The organism is Microbulbifer sp. HZ11 (assembly GCF_000708675.1).
GTDB lineage: Bacteria > Pseudomonadota > Gammaproteobacteria > Pseudomonadales > Cellvibrionaceae > Microbulbifer.
On the sequence record NZ_JELR01000002.1, the window covers coordinates 1,696,713 to 1,715,822 of the forward strand.

The 19,110-nt window shown below is 52.6% G+C and carries 7 protein-coding genes; all 7 read left to right on the top strand.

What is annotated here, in order from left to right; all coding sequences use genetic code 11:
- Nucleotides 1–2,219: 2,219 nt before the first annotated feature.
- Genes AU11_RS14840 through drmB form a run of 7 tightly spaced genes read left to right on the top strand, consistent with a single transcriptional unit; the run spans nt 2,220 to nt 19,109 of the window.
- Nucleotides 2,220–3,260, top strand: a complete 1,041-nt coding sequence (locus tag AU11_RS14840) for a DNA cytosine methyltransferase (protein ID WP_043320045.1) — start codon at nt 2,220–2,222, stop codon at nt 3,258–3,260.
- Nucleotides 3,261–3,264: 4 nt separating this feature from the next.
- Nucleotides 3,265–3,705, top strand: a complete 441-nt coding sequence (locus AU11_RS14845) for a very short patch repair endonuclease (RefSeq protein ID WP_081848142.1) — start codon at nt 3,265–3,267, stop codon at nt 3,703–3,705.
- An 11-nt stretch (nt 3,706–3,716) separates the two neighbouring features.
- A complete protein-coding gene (drmD, locus tag AU11_RS14850) occupies nt 3,717–6,878 on the top strand; it encodes a DISARM system SNF2-like helicase DrmD (RefSeq protein WP_043320048.1) in 3,162 nt (1,053 codons plus the stop codon).
- Nucleotides 6,879–6,880: 2 nt separating this feature from the next.
- Nucleotides 6,881–11,044, top strand: coding sequence for a DNA methyltransferase (locus AU11_RS14855; protein WP_081848143.1), 4,164 nt, complete (start codon nt 6,881–6,883; stop codon nt 11,042–11,044).
- Nucleotides 11,041–13,182: a P-loop NTPase fold protein gene (locus AU11_RS14860; protein WP_043320049.1), complete on the top strand. Its 2,142-nt coding sequence runs from the start codon at nt 11,041–11,043 to the stop codon at nt 13,180–13,182. Before AU11_RS14855 ends, AU11_RS14860 begins: the two co-directional genes overlap by 4 nt.
- A 12-nt stretch (nt 13,183–13,194) precedes the next feature.
- Nucleotides 13,195–17,253, top strand: a complete 4,059-nt coding sequence (gene drmA, locus AU11_RS14865) for a DISARM system helicase DrmA (protein WP_043320051.1) — start codon at nt 13,195–13,197, stop codon at nt 17,251–17,253.
- The gene (drmB, locus tag AU11_RS14870; protein ID WP_231492038.1) at nt 17,253–19,109 is read left to right on the top strand and encodes a DUF1998 domain-containing protein; all 1,857 of its coding nucleotides are present in this window, start codon (nt 17,253–17,255) and stop codon (nt 19,107–19,109) included. Before drmA ends, drmB begins: the two co-directional genes overlap by 1 nt.
- Nucleotide 19,110 lies beyond the last annotated feature (1 nt).

Sequence of the window (19,110 nt, forward strand, 5' to 3'; positions counted from 1 at the left end):
AGTTAAATATCTTAGCCTTGAGCGCCATTTCTTGTTCACTCAAGAGTGCTCTATGAGTAACTTAACACATTGCCAAAATATTAGTATCAACAAGAATGAGTCAAGCATGTGAAATCCACATGTCAAATATACTTCAAATATTTCGGTGATTTACAGGTAAAAATATATACCTGTTCACTTTTGTGAATGTATAGCTGAACCGGATCCGGTTCGGAAAAATTGGATGGAAAATCAAATAGATTTTAAATATTTATGCTTGATCAATACTCGGCGTTGACGTCCAGTTTCATTTCCGGCCTCTGAATCAGATTTGGCGCTGTGCCACGCGTAAAGCGGTATTTGTTTGTCGGTATTAATCATATCTTATCTAGGAAATGTGCTAAGTGTGAGCAGAGTCCAGGTAATGATGTGTCCGTTGTCGATCTATTCTTCTTGAAAATGTTGAAGTCCAATCCAGTCCAGTCCAGTCATGATCAAGTCCTAGATTGAATGGGGCAAAGCGTCTCTTAAGCTGCATTTATACAAATATTATCCATTTATACCTATTTTCACTAACTTCACTAACGTCGATATATCCTATGGATGAATCGTGCTCTGTCCGCATGCGCTCTTCAGTAATTCATCGTAACTGTACAGTCAGGTTATGGATCTCATTCCGTGAATGTTGACCATCTGATGCTGGTAATCCTGGCCACTATGCTTCGACGCCCAGCAAAATACTGCGATCAGAGATCTAAGGTTGGGGCAATGACGCCGTGGAATGAGCGGCTACATTGCGCACAAGTAGTCCACTGGGGCGGGTCAATCGGGAGTTATAGCGTCGGACGCGTGCAGTAACGCTGATTCCCAATAAAGAATCATGTTAACGATTGGTGTCTGCTGTAGCGATGGAAATCGCTAAAGAATGGCAAACTGGTGAGAAGTATTTAACGATGTGAAAACCGGCAAGCAGCTGACCGGGAATTTACGGAAGAAAAGTTACTTTATCTTTTGGTTTGGAAATTTTCAATTTCAAATGCATTAGTTTTCGCTGATCACATTCACTTGGAGTTTCGCTGGTTTTCCAACACTAAATTGCTTGGGTTAGTCCTTTTGAAAAATCTGGCCGCTTCGCTCTGCCTATAGCTGGTTGAGCTACCGTGAATGGCGGCTGATCCTGATACTGCTCGGCATCATTCTGCTTTGATCGTCTTGGCCTATCGCATTGCATTGAGTGCCGAGTTTGGGCTGAGAGCAGCGCGGACGGCGGCGCTCATAACCATTTTGGCAGTCCTGATTGCCTTTTGCTCGTCTCTTAAGAGCTTTTGGTGCAGAGTAATCTAATGAGTCCTGGGCCAGTGCATGTGAAAAAGCTGAGAGCGATCTCTTCGGTATCGGCATCGTTCTCTGAGGTTGGCTTCGTACACAAGGTGTTCTTACTAAAGGTGGAGCAGGGCTGACAGAAAAAATTTACGGCAGGAGGTGACCTGTGACTAGGCAAAAAAGTAGTTTGCTTCGGGAGCAAATTCGAGCTGAGATCCACTCTGTAGCAAAAAAATATGGACGAATACTGGAAGCAGGTGATCCGATACTCATATGGGGGGATGCTATAGCAGCTGTACTTGAGGCAAAGGGATATCATGGAGACGCAAATACGCGCAATGTCGTTGACTTGAGGCCACGGCTCAAGCCTGATCAGAGCAGCCTGGATGGCAGAGCGCGTACCATGGAAATGCAGCTATCGTCCCCTGGTAGTCAGGACTGTAGGGAAGGCTACAGAGGTGGGTCATTTCTCAGAGGCGAGCCAAGATTAGTTGATACTCGCGAGTGGCGGTGGTTAATGGGTATAGTCGATAAAGCAGTCAAGGGTCTACTGCTAATCGGTTTCGGAATGTTGTCTGGGTGCCTGATATTCGAGCAGCCGCAATGGGTAATGAGGCATTTTCAATGACAGGTTTGCATGAGCGTCTTATTTGCTCTGTGGCAAACTCATACGGAACGTACATTGTTTTAATGATATCTAGGCTGTATGTTTTTCGATCTCTTCCTGATTGTGTATACGTAAACTCAGTCGATCGACCAGTTACACAGACGTATGAGATTTCATAAAATGTGGCATTTCCTCGCCATCTTGGATACTCACGTATGAGCCAGCAATGCTGGTAGCTTTGCATACAAGATAGAGTGTTCAATTGTTGGTTTTTTGATCGTTCCGGGGTTGTTGGGGCAGGATTACATTTATGGCGATGACTTGTGTAGATCTCTTTTGTGGTGCTGGTGGGTTGACCCACGGGTTCGTAAAGGAAGGCTTGAAGGTTGCTGCGGGAATCGATCTGGATGGCGCATGCCAATATCCGTACGAATCGAACAATGACTCAAAGTTCCTGGAGAGGGATGTCAGTGACTTGACTGTCGAAGAGCTTGAAAGATTGTTTGGCCGCGCCAAGGTCAAGGTTCTTGCTGGCTGCGCGCCCTGCCAACCGTTCTCTACCTACTCTCAGCGATACGACATCAAGCGCAACGGGCGTTGGAGCTTGCTCTATGAGTTCGCTCGACTGGTGGAAGGCACCATGCCGGATATCGTCACCATGGAGAATGTTCCTACGGTAGAGAAGCACGAGGTGTTTCACGATTTCGTGGCTGACCTCGAGGCTCTGGGCTATCACGTGTGGAGTGAAATCGTCGACAGTACCCATTACGGCTTGCCGCAGACTCGGCGACGCATGGTCCTATTGGCGTCGCTCTATGGCCCCATTCGCATGATTGATCGAACTCACAGTAAGCCTCGGACGGTAAGGCAGGTGATTGGGAGGTTGCCACCTCTGAATGCCGGAGAGTCCGCCGCCAGGGACAAGTTGCATGTCGCTGCGAAATTGAGCCCTCTCAATCTCAAACGTATTCGAGCGTCAAAGCCTGGCGGCACATGGAAGGATTGGCCGAAACACTTGGTTGCAGAATGCCACAAGGCGGAGAGCGGACGAACTTATCCCGGGGTCTATGGGCGCATGGAGTGGGACAAGCCTTCCCCAACGATGACTACCCAGTGCTTCGGTTTTGGCAATGGAAGATTTGGGCACCCTGAGCAGGATCGAGCAATTTCTTTGCGGGAAGCGGCCGTGCTACAAGGATTCCCTAAGAGCTACAAGTTTGTCGCAAAGGGAGATCCGATCCACTTCAAAGTCCTCGGGCGCATGATCGGCAACGCCGTTCCCGTTGGCCTCGGGCAGGCCATTGCCAAGAGCATCAAAGTACACTTGGACGAAGTCGGCATAGCCAGCTGATTTGATGAAAAAGCCCCGGAGTTCACCGCCCAAGCCTTCGTCCCCTGCAGCACGCAAGCGAATGGAGGCTACGGCGCAGCGAGATACCGGGGCGGAATTGAAGGTTCGGAGGCTATTATTCGCCCGTGGTCTGCGCTATCGGGTTGACTATACGGTACTCACTCAGCCCCGGAGGAAAGCGGATATCGCTTTTACACGAGCCAAAGTTGCAGTCTTCATCGACGGCTGCTTTTGGCACGGTTGCCCCGAACACGGAACTTGGCCAAAGGCCAACGCTGCCTTTTGGCGCGACAAAATAAACACCAATAAGAAGAGGGATCAGGATACCAACCGACGTTTGGAAGCCGAAGGCTGGTTGGTCATCCGGGTCTGGGAACACGAAGCGCCCGAAGAGGCTGCAGACAAGATTGTGGCAGCCCTGTCGAGCAGAAAATTCAAGCAGTAAGGGGGTGTCGAGTGGGCGCAACATCGGCGCAGGTAGTATCCGAGTCCTTTTCCAATCCGCCCGAACCAGGGCAGCTCGTCGAGGTACGGCGCCGCCAATGGATCGTGGCGGACACCACACAGTCTGAGGATGTCGCACTCAACGGTAGTCGCCAGCATTTCGTCAAACTGACTTCGATAGACGAAGACGCGCTGCGTGAAGAGCTCGAAGTCGTCTGGGAGATAGAGCCGGGCGCCCACGTCATCGAGCGGAAAGGACTTCCGGCCATTACCGGCTATGACGATTCCGAACGCCTCGAAGCCTTTTTGGATGCGGTCCGCTGGGGGGCGGCCACCAATGCAGATAGAGGTTTCCTACAGGCTCCTTTCAGAAGCGGCGTCGGTATCGAGGATTTTCAGCTTGATCCCCTGGTGAGGGCAATTGACCTTGCTCGCGCCAATCTATTGATTGCCGATGACGTTGGTCTGGGAAAGACCATTGAGGCCGGGTTGGCAATCCAGGAGCTGCTACTGCGGCACCGGGCTCGCAGCGTTATGGTGGTTTGCCCAGCGTCCCTCCAGGAAAAGTGGCGAGTGGAGATGCTCGAAAAGTTCGGGCTCGAATTCAAGATCGTCGATACCGAGTACGTCAAGCAGCTACGACGTGATCGGGGGATCCATGCCAACCCCTGGACATCTTTCCCTCGCCTAATTTGTTCCATGGACTGGATGAAGGCGGGAGAAGCGATGCGGCTACTGCGTGACATTCTCCCGGTACACCCAACGTTCCCACGTAAGTTCGACATATTGGTCGTCGACGAAGCACATAACATAGCCCCCTCCGGATCAGGCAAGTATGCCGTAGAGAGTCAGCGAACGAGGCTGATTCGTACCATCGCGCCTCATTTCCAGCATCGTTTGTTCCTGACTGCTACTCCCCACAATGGCTATACGGAATCGTTCACCTCGTTGCTCGAGCTATTGGATGACCAGCGTTTCGCCCGAAACGTATTGCCGGACGAAGCTCAACTGGCACAAGTCATGATCCGGCGGCTGAAGACGGACTTGGAAGACAAGGACGGTAACCCGCTTTATCCCAAGCGCAAACTAAAAGCGCTTGGGGTTGATTACACCGAGCAAGAGCGAGAGGTTCACCGGCTATTGCAGGCATATGGTGAAGCGAGGATGAATTCTGCCCAGGGCAGCCAAGCAAGATTCGGTACCAAGTTCATTAACAACTTGCTGAAGAAGCGACTCTTTTCTTCGCCGGCTGCGTTTGCATCGACGCTGGAAAAGCACGTCAACAGTATTCATTCTGGTCCTCAAGACAAGAAGAAAGATGCCATCGGCGACAGAATCCTTCGTAAGGCGATCGCCAAGTCTCAGGAAGACTATGCCGACGATCAAAGCTATGAAATGGCGCAGGCCGAAGCCGTGGAAGAGGCCAGCCGCCGGGTGCCGCCGTTGACTGAACAGCAGAGCAAGTTTTTGGCGCCCATGCGGGCATGGGCACAGACCGCCATGAACCAAGTGGATAGTAAGGCTCAGGCGCTCCTCGACTGGTTGGAATCTCACCTTAAGGAGAATGGTAAATGGAATGGCAAGCGCGTCATTCTCTTTACCGAATACAGGACGACCCTGGATTGGCTGCACAACTTTCTCGCCAGTCATGACTTCGGCGGTGAGCGCCTCGCCATATTGCATGGGGGAGTGGATCATCAGGACAGAGAGGTCATCAAGGCTTCGTTTCAGGCGCACCCTGATCAATCAGAGGTTCGAATCCTTTTGGCGACCGATGCTGCCTCCGAGGGTATCGATTTACAGAACCATTGTAACTATCTGGTCCACCTTGAGATTCCATACAACCCCAATGTCATGGAGCAGCGTAACGGCCGTATCGATCGTCACGGTCAAAGAGAGAAAGAAGTTTTCATTTGGCACCCGGTAGACGCGGATACGTCCAAGGGCGCAATTGGCGGCCACGCCGATGACATCCTGCGTGCACTTCGCAAGATCGACTCGATGCGCCAAGACCTCGGTAGCGTGAATGCCCTGATCGAACCGCAGATTTCTCAGGTCTTGGAGGGTACGAGAAATGAACTCGAAACCGCCGTCGCCGAGAAAAAGATGGCTTCGGCCAAGCGCTATATGCGTGCAGACGCGCGACTGAAGGAGCGTATCCAGAAGCTGCATGATCGCCTGATCGAAACCCGCGAAGATTTTCATCTCACACCAGATCGCATCCAAGCAGCCGTCGACACGGCGTTGCGGTTGGCCGACAAGCCACGCCTGAAGTCGATCGAGCTAGCAGGAGCACCCTCTGGCACCGTGTTCGAAATGCCTCCGCTTTCAGGCACCTGGGCGCGTTGTGCCGAGGGGCTGGAACACCCGCACACTCATAAAATACGTCCGATTACTTTCGACCATGAAGTAGCCAAAGGTCGCGATGATGTCGTATTGGTGCACATGAACCACCGCTTGGTACAAATGTGTCTCCGCTTGTTGCGTGCCGAGGTCTGGGCACAAGAAGACGTCAAGAAACTCCATCGTGTCGCCGTAAAGGCATTGCCAGACGATCAATTGGAAGGGCCTGCGGTCGTCGTACTCTCACGCTTGGTCATTACCGGTGGTAACCACCACCGCCTTCACGAAGAATTGATCGAATCGGGTGGATTCCTATCAGGTGACGCCTTCAAGCGAGAACCGCGTGTTGGCGAAGTCCGGCGATGGCTGAGCGAGTCATCGCCTTGTCGAGTCAGTGATGCGACTACGGCTGCGCTCAAGACCCGATTCGACCGGGTTATCGGCTCCGTTCAATCCGCGGTCGATAGCAGGGCAAATGAACGTTTGAAGAGTTTGGCCAATACCCTGCGTATCCAGCAGGAGAAAGAGACCAAAGACATCAACGATGTGCTCGATGAACTCGAAAGAACCATCAGCAATGAATTGAAGGCCGAAAAGCAACCTGAGCAGTTGGGTTTCACGTTCGAGGATCTCACCGAGGTCGAGCGTACCCAGCTCAAGCGAGACACGCAGGCGCTGGAGGCAAGATTGGCCCGTATCCCCGAAGAGCGAGAGAACGAAGTCGCCGCCATTGCCAGACGCTTCGCCGAGCCATCCGAGCACACATTCCCTGTCGCGGTAATCCTATTGGTGCCGGAATCACTCGCCGAACACGTGGAGCAGGAGCAGTAATCATGTACGAGAAGAAATCCCACGGTGTATGGCTGTCACTGCTCGAAGTCTCTGGCCCCTTTCTTGCGGAGGGGGTGCTAGAGGCACACTTTCCCCAGGGGTTGGACGAGCTGGATCCGCAGAAGAAAAAATTGCTGCGGCAAGCCTATGACGAGTGGCGGGAAGCCCAAGATGGTGATGATCCACAGTTCGCGGAGTTGCACCAAGCTTGGATCGATCTGGTGCTCAAGCAGGGGCTTGAGTTGGACGAAGACGATGATGCCGACGTTCTGAAATCCACAAACCTCCTTGGGGCCGACATTAAGCTCGAGCTGCCGGAGCACGACGTCACCATTCGGCCCGACTTTGCCGTGGTGGCGGCCGAAGGCGAGTTGCCAAGTTTGCTGATCAAGACTCTTCCTGCTGGTGCCGATCTAGAAGCGGTCAGTAAGACAGACTCGTGGGCGGCCAGCCCAGTCGAGCGCATGGTTCAGTTGTGTCGGGCGACCAAGGTGCGCCTGGGATTGTTGACCAATGGCGAGCGCTGGATGCTCATCGATGCGCCAGAGGGCGGTGTCACTACCTATGCTAGCTGGTATGCACGCTTGTGGGGACAAGAGCCGATAACCTTGCAAGCCTTCGTCAATCTACTGGGCATCCGCAGGTTCTTTCTGGATCCCAGCCAGCAACTACCTGCGCTGTTGGACGAATCTCTCAAGCATCAAGACGAGGTCACCGATGCGCTCGGCGATCAAGTGCGACGCGCTGTCGAGGTTCTCGTCCAGGCCCTGGACCGGGCGGATCAGGATCGTGGGCGGGAGCTGCTGCGCGACGTAGAGCCCGCGGAACTCTACGAAGCCGGTTTGACGGTGATGATGCGCTTGGTGTTCCTGCTGAGTGCCGAAGAACGGGATCTGTTACTGCTGGGAGACGAGCGATACGAGGCGCACTACGCCGTATCCACGCTGCGCATGCAATTGCGGGAACAGGCAGGCCTCCACTCCGAAGAGATCTTGTCTCATCGCCGCGATGCCTGGTCGCGGTTACTCGCTATCTTCCGTGCCGTCTATGGCGGGGTGGAGCATGAGAAACTACGCATGCCCGCCTTGGGCGGGTCGCTGTTCGATCCAGACCGCTTCCCGTTTCTCGAGGGGCGTGCCAAGGGGTCGGATTGGCGGCATGACCCGGCCCAGCCCTTGCCCATCGACAACCGTACCGTTCTGCTATTGCTGGATGCGATCCAGCTCTTTCAGGGCAGAACCTTGTCCTACCGTGCGCTTGATGTCGAACAGATAGGCTACGTCTACGAGGGCCTATTGGAGCGTACCGTAATTCGGGCCGAAGACGTCACCTTGGAGCTGGATGCCACTCAGAAGTCAAAGAAACCCTGGTTGACTTGGGGTGAGCTGGAAGACGCCCACTTGAATGGCGACAAGGCCGTAGCGAAACTCTTACAGGAACGCACCGGTAGTTCTGCCTCACGCGTAAAGAATGACTTGGCCAAAACCGTCACTGATGTCGACAAAGATCGATTGTTGACGGTTTGCCATGGCGATCAAGAACTACGTGACCGCTTGGCGCCCTACTACCATTTCATGCGAATCGACCCTTGGGGCTATCCACTGATCTACCCAAAAGACGCCTTTATGGTGGCGACGGGTAGTGACCGCCGTGAAACCGGCACGCACTACACACCCAAGACCCTGACGGAGTCCATCGTCAAAGAGACACTGGAGCCATTGGTCTATGTCGGGCCTGCGGAGGGACGGGAGCGCAAAGACTGGGAGCTGAAATCTCCTGCAGAGCTGCTGGACCTAAAGATCTGTGATCTCGCCATGGGGTCTGGGGCTTTCCTCGTCCAGGTGTGCCGCTGGTTGTCGGAAAGATTATTGGAGGCTTGGGCCCAGACAGAAGCTCAAGGCAGCTCGGTTACGGTCGACGGTCTAGTCGTCGATCAGCTCAATGCCCAAGAGCCACTTACACAAGATGCCGAACAGCGCTCGGTAACAGCTCGCCGCTTGATCAGCGAGCGCTGCCTTTATGGTGTTGATTTCAACCCATTGGCCGTGGAGCTGGCTAAGCTCTCTATTTGGTTGGTGACTCTTGCGAAGGGGCGTCCCTTCGGCTTCCTTGATCACAATCTGCGTCACGGCGATAGCCTTCTGGGTATCACCAATCTCGATCAGCTTCATTACCTCAACATGCAGCCGTCCAAGATCAGTGAAGGCGGCGGGGTAAGTAGACAACTTTTTTCCGACAAAGTAGAAGGTGCGGTCAAGGAGGCGATCGAGCTACGCATGGCGCTGCGCCAACGCCAAATACTCGATATCCATGACGTCGAAGTGATGGCGCATTTGGATCAGCAAGCTAGGGATAAATTGGAACTACCGGAGCTGGTTGCGGATGGCTTAGTCGGCGAGACCTTAAAGGGCGCAGGCAAGAAGAGCGACGTCGCCATACTTGCGATCGAAGCTGGGAAGGCGTTTGAGGGTGAAAAAGATGCAGTTGAAGTATTGAGGCGGCGAGCCCGGGCAGCCTTGAATGACGGCCTGCCTAATGCTAAGCAAGCACGTAAAGCATTCCATTGGTGCCTGGAGTTTCCTGAGGTCTTTCTGGGAGACAAGCATGGATTTGATGCAATCGTAGGCAACCCACCATTCTTAGGTGGGCAAAAGATCACTGGTGCCATGGGCGACAGCTATCGGGACTATTTGGTAGAAACGATCGCTAACGGTAAGCGAGGATCGGCTGACTTGGTTGCTTACTTCTTCATCAGGGCCAAATCGATCATAGCGCGTGAAGGTTTTTTCGGACTCATTGCCGTCAACACTATTTCGGAAGGCAATACCCGGGAGGTGGGGCTGGATTCGGTTCTAGAAACTGGCTCGGTCATCTATAGAGCTAATCCGAATGTCGACTGGAAAGGTGAAGCGAATGTCGTTACGAGCAGCGTGTTTTTTTCCGCGAGCAAATGGCTTGGGGCGAAGCATATTGGTGTAAGACGCGTCAACAATATCAGCTCGGCGTTGACGCAGCGTGAAAATTGGAAACCAGTAAAGTTGAAGCAAAGCAGCGGTTTGGTATTCCAGGGCGCAATTATTCTCGGTGACGGGTTCATCGTAGACAATGAAACCTATGCAGATTGGATGGGCCGTGGTGACGAATCTTGTGAAGTGGTTTTTGATTATTTGATTGGGAGGGAGGTCAATCAGTCTCCCACTCATAACCCGGGAAGGAAGGTCATCAGCTTCTTTGATTGGAGTGAAAGAAAGGCAAAGAACTATGGCAGCGCTTACGATTACGTTGTGGCAAATGTTAAAGGTGAAAGGGAAAAGGGGAAAGACAAAGGAGCGCGGGAAAATTGGTGGCGATATTTGAGACCAAGACCTGAGCTATTCCACCTCATTGGAAGAGGGCATGACTTTGAGAGACACCCAAAAAATTGGGATAAGAACCAACCGCCTCTAGATCGTGTATTAGTATTTGCCACTGGAGCAACAAAGTATCCTTGCTTCACTTTTGTACCGAATACCTATATCTACGCAAACACTCTCTGCGTGGTCGCTAGTCAGAGCTATGCGTTGTTTTCTTGCTTGTCATCGGATTTACATGCCATTTGGGCGTGGGAGCATGGGTCAAGAATGAAACAAGATCTCCGTTATACGCATGGTGACATTTTCGAGACCTTCCCCTTTCCTGACGGCGTATTGTCGGACACACACGTGCGGCTTTCTGAACTCGGTGAAAAGTTTTTTGAAATTCGAAGTCAGTACATGAAATCCAATGATAAGGGGATGACGAAGTTCTACAACGATCTGCATAACCCAGCCCTCCAGAGTGAAGAACTGAAAACTCTGCGAGCAGTCCAGGCGGAAATTAATAGCGCTGTGCTTGAAGCGTATGGTTTCGATGATATTGATCTGGAACATGGGTTCGATAGCGTAGGCTATCTTCCAGAGGGTAAAAATATACGATTTACGATCAGTGAGCTTGCAAGGGAAGAGCTGCTATACCGCTTGGCAATGCTTAATAAGGAGCGGCATGAGATGGAGTCATCGGCCAAGGCCAAAGTGGGAAGGGTTGTTTCTATCAAGAAATACGAGAAAAAAACATTGGGTGGGGATGATCTTAGAGAAGTCGCCGAGCCCAAGCCGCAGTTGGATATATTTGGGCGAGGTGATGAATGAGTTCGCTTTCGGGGGATCGGCCGAGTTCAGATCCAGAGGAGGATCTTTTTGGCCACGCGCCTTTTGCAAGTAGTCTGGCCAACAGTATTCACAACTATGCCAGCAAGGAAGGGCTGGTGTTGGCACTTTATGGGCCTTGGGGTTCTGGAAAATCCACGGTGCTTTGTTATGTTCGCCACTACTTAGGGCAGCGTCCCGCAGAGCAACAGGCTGTAATCGTGACATTCAATCCATGGTGGTTCTCTGGTCAGGAAAACCTGGCTCGAGCCTTTTTGGGGCAGCTGCAAGCAGTACTACCGAGTAAGAGCGACAAGTTTAAAAAGCTTGGCGGCCTCCTTGGAGATTTCGCCGAGAGTATAGGTGGTCTAATTGACCTCTCTGGTGTCACGGGTGGAGCTGGCGGCAAGGTTGGAAAATTGATCGGTAGACTTGGAAAGTCAAAGCCGAAAGACGTTCCAGCAATCAAGTCAAAGATTAGTAAGATACTTGACGACGCCGGAAAGCGAATCCTCGTTGTGGTCGATGATATTGATCGCCTTGCACCGGAAGAAACCCGTCAGTTATTCACGGTTATCAAGGCGTTGGGAGATTTTCCCAATGTCATCTATTTGCTCGCGTTCGACAGAGAGGTGGCATCGCGAGCCATTGAGCAACAGAGTGGTTTGCCAGGAGAGCGCTATCTGGAGAAGATCGTTCAGGTACCCTTTGAGATTCCTCCCGTTGATCGTGTGGCTTTGCGGGCAGCTTTGTTTAAACGGTTGGATGAAATTCTGATTGAGACTCCAGACGGTCTCTTCGATAAAAGCTACTGGGTCAATACTTTCAATGACGGTATTGACACGTTGATCCAGGTTCCGCGTGACATCGTACGCTTCTCTAATACGTTGGCAGTAACGTATCCAGCTGTCCAGGGTGAGGTGAATCCAGTTGATTTCATTGCTCTGGAAGCGTTGCGAGTATTCATTCCGAATCTATATGACACTATTCGAGCTAATTCAGAGAAATTTGCGGGTCATACGCCTAATGGTCGATCACAGGCCGATCGTCAGGTAGAGGAAAACTTTTATAACGGCTGGTCTGGTGATTTGCCTGGAAAATGGAGAGACGGCGTCGAAGCATTGATGGGACGCCTCTTTCCCAGGCTCGGTAGCATGGAGTATGGCGCGGAGTGGCTGGGAGAGTGGCGCAAGGATCTCCGAGTCTGTCATCCAGACCTATTTCCAATTTACTTCAGGCTGTCTTTGCCATCGGGCGCCGTGAGCCGAAGCAGGATGGTCGAATTCATTGAGTCTATAGGTGATCCCGATGTCTTCAAGGCGCATTTGATTCAGGCCAAAGCGGACCGGCGACCCGATGGAATCTCTATGGCTAGGGAGATTCTGGAGCGCTTGATGGATTATGTCCAGGAGGACATCCCCTTGGACCGGGTGCCTTCATTTATCGAGGCGTTATTGGATGTCGGTGACCTGTTGATCGACCCTGCGGATGAAAGAGGAATGTTTGACCTCGGAAACGTTTCTCGTGTCTCACGCCCTGTCTACCACCTGTTGAAGCGGCTTGATGCCGAACAGCGCTTTGGAGTAATGGAAGCAGCTATTGGCAATGGTAGAGCTGTAGCCTGTCAAAGATATCTAATTAGAGCTCTTGACGAGGAAGCTTCCAAGGCGGCTGACTCTTCTGTTGTGTCCTTGTTGGAGGCCGCAGAAGTTGAGCTTCTTAAATCGATCTGGATTGAACGAATTCGAGGGAATTCAAAGGAGTCTGAATTACTTGATCAAAAAGAATTGCCAGGAATTCTTGCGGCATGGCGGCTATGGGGTGGAGAGGAAGAGGTGCGTGAATGTTGCACTCGAGCGATAGAAGCCGATCAAGGTCTCTTTGAGTTACTAAATAAGTTTTTGCAGCATACGACATCTCAAACCGTTGGTGATTGGGCCGTTCGCCGTCAGCCACGTCTGAATCCTGCTTGGCTTGAGCAATATATAGATACCGAAGCTTGTGCAAGACGGCTATATGCCATTCGCGAGAACCAGCCTTTTCCCGAATGGGCTTCTGAAGCCGCCACACAATTCTTGACAGAGTACGAAATGATCAACTCCGGAATAGACCCGGAAGGTATTTATGCGTTCGATGAATGAAGGTTGACAAATATGATGGGCAACGAAAAAGGTGCAAATGCATGGTTGGCGATTGAAGTAGAGCCGAAGAATGGCTTTGCGCTTGATCGATATTCACTGTCCTTACCGGGCAGTCGAGCCAAGTATCAGGCCATGCGCGAGGACGACTGGGTTTTAGTGCTCAGTGAATCCTTGCATGCCGTTGCTGTAGGTAAGCTATACCGAATTCGATCGACTCTCGAAGGCGCCACTCTCTATTTCGACAAGTACTTCGCATTCGATTCACCACAGCCTCTATCGGACGCATCCATTTCGACGCCCTCGAATCGTGTTTCTCGACTGGATTGGGCTGATTTCATTGCGGGTCTGCCCAAGCTATCGGGAAAGACCATTGCCGAAGTGCCTCGCATCGAGGATCAAGCCTATATACGTGAGCTTTTGCAGCTGGCGGTGATGGATGATCTCTTGGGGCCTGCCAACGGCCCCGAAGAAGAGATCGTGGACATGAGTGTTCGCGATCGGTATCTGGTGGGTAGGCTTGCGCCACGAGACAGTAAGAAAGAGGGCAGTATCGAAGGGCTGGATGGCCCTCTCGCCAATGAAGAGTCCGATGAGCCGGAAGAGATAATCGAGACCCTAGAGAAGAATGCTCCCAGTCGCTTGAGTCATGAGCCGGGAGCTGAGTTCAACTCCACGACGGGAAAGATCGAGGCGGAGGCCGATAGTGCCGACGAGATCGATGCGGCTAGTAATCAGTCATTGATTCCCTCCAGCATAGGCATCACTTTCTGTGTGAGCGGCGATGTGGATTCGATCGAGGTTGAGGCCCGCTGGGGACGTTACGAGAGGCTGTGGGAGCACGAACACCGGAAGATCGTCAACAAGAAGGTGAAGGACGCCGATGGGAATGTGGTTGGTGTCGAGCAAGAGGAAGTAAAGCCCAAGGTTTGGAAGCGTATTCCCTGTAGCGGCAGTATCACTCTGCCCATGCAAGCGGGGGCTGTGCCTCATCAGGCTCTGGACAACGATTACCCAGGGGTCCGGATCCAAGGCAACATTCGGGAAAAGAATGCCAATGGTGACCGACTGATCACACTGTTCTTGGTGAATGCACAGGAAGAGCCCGATTCGAACAAGGACAGCGAGTGGTTGTTCCAGCCGGAAATTCAGATTCGGGCGCCGCAAGAATCTGAAGAAAAAGCGATCTTCCGGCGCAAGCCTATCTCACTTGATGATTCCGATGATCACGAGCGAAAAGCGTTGGAGATGATCTATCGGAAGAAGGTGGAGTTCGCCGTAGGGCACGGTGTTGCGATTCATGCAGTGGCTGATGTCGAAAACGTCGAGCACGCCACCGAGGTTCGCACAGCGGTCATGCCCCAATACGAGGTACCTGTAACCGAGACTCCAGGGAAGAATCCCGAGGATCGCCAGGCCATGCGCGAGATGATCGACAAGGGATATCTCGACATGGAGGTCCTGGCCAAATTGGATCGGGACGAGCTGGTGTCGGGATTGTCGATGTTGACGGATGACTACCAGTCATGGATCGCAGAGCAAGACCAGCGGATAGGTAGCGACGTCCTCGATTTTGACGAGGAGGCCAAAGAGACACTAGACAGGTGTAGAGCCATACATCGGCGTTTGGCGGAAGGCGTTCAGGTGCTAGCTGAAAACGATCACGCCCTGATGGCATTTCGTAATGCCAACCTGGCCATGGCGAGTCAACGCATCCGTAGTATGTATGCGCTGTCTCAGCGCAGAAAGAAATCAGAGAAGCTCGAGAAGTTTGAGAAGAGGGAAAACCGGTCATGGCGCCCATTCCAGTTGGCGTTCGTACTGTTGTCGATTCCGTCCTTGGCTGATCCGGCTCACAGTGATCGGACCCAGCCAATCGAAGCCTACGCAGATCTTCTGTGGTTCCCCACGGGTGGTGGTAAGACCGAAGCCTATTTGGGCGTTGCGGCATTCACGATGTTCATCCGCCGCTTACAAGGTAATTTGGGTGGCTATGACAGCAGTCGTGGTCTAGCTGTTGTCATGCGTTACACGTTGCGCCTCCTGACACTTCAGCAGTTCCAGCGCGCAACGACGCTGATCTGTGCCATGGAGGTCATGCGCCGTAACGCTGTAGACAATGGCGATCAGTCCCTGGGTACTGAGCCCTTCACCATCGGGCTGTGGGTCGGAAACAAAGTAACGCCGGGTACGACTGAAAAAAGTCACGAAGCAATCAAGAATATTCGGGATCCTGATAAGTGGGATGCGGGGGCATCGTCCCCGGCACAGCTGACTAGTTGCCCGTGGTGTGGCGGTGAGGTGGCTCCAGGCCGTGATATCGAAGTGGATAAGGCGGCTGGTAGAACGACTATCTATTGTGGTGACAAGAAGAGTCACTGTGAATTTTCTCGTGGTAAATCAGCCATGCTTGATCACCCCGGGATACCGGTTCTGGTGGTGGATGACGAAATCTACCACCGCCCACCGACGATGATGATCGCGACGGTCGACAAGTTTGCCATGATGGCTTGGCGTGGTCAGGTGCGGACCCTGTTTGGCCGTGCCAATAGGGAGTGTCCGCGACACGGCTTGTTGTGGCCGGATGCCGATTGTGAAGGAAATCATCGGGCGGCGAGGCACCTGCCAGCAGCCAAAGTACGGCAAATCATGCCAATAAGACCGCCAGACTTGATCATTCAGGATGAGTTTCACCTTATAAGCGGTCCGTTGGGAACCATGGTGGGGCTATACGAGACGGCGGTGGACGAGCTGTCCGCGTGGGATCTGGATGGCGAGCCTGTCAGGCCAAAGATCATTGCATCTACTGCAACCGTCCGTAAGGCGGCGGAACAAGTCAACGGCGTATTCATGCGCAAAGTGTCCGTCTTCCCGCCGCACGGCCTGGACATCGAAGACAACTTCTTCTCAGTGCAGCGCCCGATAGAGGAGCGGCCGGGCCGTCGTTACCTCGGTATTTGTTCTCCGGGTAGTTCACGCCCGGCCATGTTGATTCGTGTCTATACGGCGTTACTGACGGCCTCTCAAGAACTATTCGAACGCTTCGGCAGTGCGGCAGACCCTTACCTCACGACGGTTGGTTATTTCAACTCCCTGCGTGAGCTTGGCGGTATGAAGCGGCTTGCCGAGGACGATGTTCAAACGCGTTCCTATCGCGTGCAGATGAGCCTCGTCGACCGCCCAGGGTTGGCACAGCGGAGCGTAAACAACATCTGCGAATTGACCTCGCGTATCTCTAGTCATGACATCCCGAAGAATCTCGATCAACTGGAGGTCCAGTTCAAGACGAGACTTGATGCCACCAGCAACAAGTACGTCACCGATTGGAAGGAGGGGGATACGCGGGCGATCGACGTGGTATTAGCGACGAATATGCTGTCTGTGGGGGTCGACGTGAACCGTTTAGGCCTGATGGCAGTGAATGGGCAGCCAAAGGGTACGGCTGAATACATTCAGGCGACAAGCCGTGTAGGACGCCAGTCCCCGGGACTCGTGTGTACAGTGCTCACTTGGGCGCGCCCGCGAGATCTATCCCATTACGAGACCTTCGAGCATTACCACGCAACCTTCTACAAGCACGTCGAAGCACAATCAGTTACCCCATTCTCACCCCGGGCTATGGATCGTGGTTTGACGGGGACAATGTTGAGTTTCATGCGGCTGGCCAATGAAAAGCTAAGCCCAATTCTGGGTGCTCAGGAGATGAAAAAACCAAGTGATCCTGAGCCGCAAGCAGCATTGCAGATACTGGCGTCTCGCGCGAAGAATGTAACGGAGCGAGAAGATATCGAAGAATTGGCCAAGAAAGAGATCAAGGATCGACTGGACGAATGGGCGAATGAGGCCAAAGTAGGCGGGCGAGATTTGGGTTATGAAAAACGAGGCCCCAAGAAGACCACCATTTATCCATTATTGAAACCGCCAGGTATCAAAGCCTGGGATGACTTTACGGTACCTATGTCGATGCGTGAGGTCGAGCCAGGAGTCAGACTTGTGATGAATACTGGAAAACTAACGGGTAACCCTCACTGGATGCCTAAGCCACCGCCTGCCGATCAAGAGGGTGACGAATGATGCATACCGAAAAGTACCCAGTGGGCGAAGTGAGACCTAGCCAATTACTTTGGACCTATGGCCCGGGGGCCCTAATAGACTTGCCGAGCCTTTCAGTAATAACGCAGGGAATCGACAAGTGGGACAGGGACCGCTGTCGGCCGGTGGAAGAGGCTCGACTGCTATCTGCTGTACGAAAGATCCTTGGTGAACAGGTTGAAACTCTACGAATTCCACCATTCCACAAATCTGAGAATGTGGATCCATACTCGGCCGAGGCGCGGATAGGTGTACCTGTCCGGCCTTTCCCCAGATGGCTTCGTTGCGTCAAGTGTGGGTTGTTGTCTGAATTTGATGTCGGTCTGTTTGACCTGAAAGAGAGCCTTTATCGACCAGAACAAACACGCTTCGTGCACAAGGGCTGCACCGGATCAAAAGGCGATAAGCCCGCAAGAGATGCCGATGCGGTTCCTGCCCGTTTCCTGTTGGCATGCCGCAATGGACATCTTGATGACTTTCCATGGCATTACTTTGTACATAGTGGGCCCTCAGATTGTAAAGGAACCCTGCGATTCTTCGAGAGCGGTGCGTCGCTACAAACAGAAAACCTGAAAGTGCAGTGTGATGCATGCGGAGCGTCGAGAAATATGGCGCGTGCGTTTGGCAAGCAGGGTGCGGAAAACCTGCCTAGTTGCCGCGGTAGGCATCCTCACTTAGGAACTTTCGAAGCTGGTTGTGATGAGGATTCTCGTGCTGTATTGCTGGGGGCAACCAATGCTTGGTTTCCAGTCACATTGTCGGCACTTGCCATTCCGCTGACGAGGAACCCTATTTCACAGCTCGTTCAGGATGGCTGGAATTACTTCGAGGACGCTGAGTCGGCAGATGAAGTAAAGACCATAGTCAAGACGCTTAAGAAGACCAGCGCATTACCTGGAATCGAGAAACACGAGCCAAAAGACATTTGGGTTATCGTGAAACTGATACAGGAAGGTCAGAAAGAAGAGACTGTATCGGAGGCCGACATCAAGGGCCCGGAGTGGGAAGTTCTGACCAATCCAAATCCTCCGACAGATTGGCCGCACTTTCTGAGCCGTAGCGTTGAAGCTCCTCGCGCCTACAGACATAAAATTAAGAAAGTCCTATTGCTGGAAAGGCTCAGGGAAGTCAATGCGCTGATTGGATTTACTCGAGTGGAGGCTCAAGAAGGAGCCGCAGGTGCTGAAGGTGGTCCAGACATGGCAAAACTGTGCCAGTCTCCGCCTGACTGGGTGCCTGCGACTCAAGTGCATGGCGAAGGAGTATTCATTCAGTTCCATGAGGAGGAGCTGAAGCGCTGGGAAAGTCTGGATGCCGTCAAAAAGATTAGTGGAAAGATATTTGAAGGCCATAAAGGCTGGCGAACGCAAAGAAAGCTTGAGCCGAACGATGATTTTCCCGGTATTCGCTATGTCATGTTGCATACACTCGCACACCTTTTGATCCGCGAGCTTGCTCTCGAATGCGGGTACAACGCGGCAAGTATCAGAGAGCGTATCTATGCTGACATCAGCGGTGACACTCCCCAGGCTGGAATCCTGATCTACACCGCTGCTGCTGATTCAGATGGGACGCTAGGTGGTTTGGTCGATCTTGGTGAGCCCAGGAGCTTGGGGCGACTGCTAGATCAGGCATTGAACCGAGCCAGGATTTGCTCCTCTGACCCCCTGTGCTCCGAACACCACCCCGGAAAAGATCAATCATTGCACGCCGCCGCCTGCCATGCCTGCAGTTTTGTATCCGAGACGTCTTGTGAGCGTGGAAACCGCTATCTTGATCGAACTCTCATTGTTCCTACCTTGGAACGGTCGGACGCCGCGTTCTTTGGTGACAATTGAG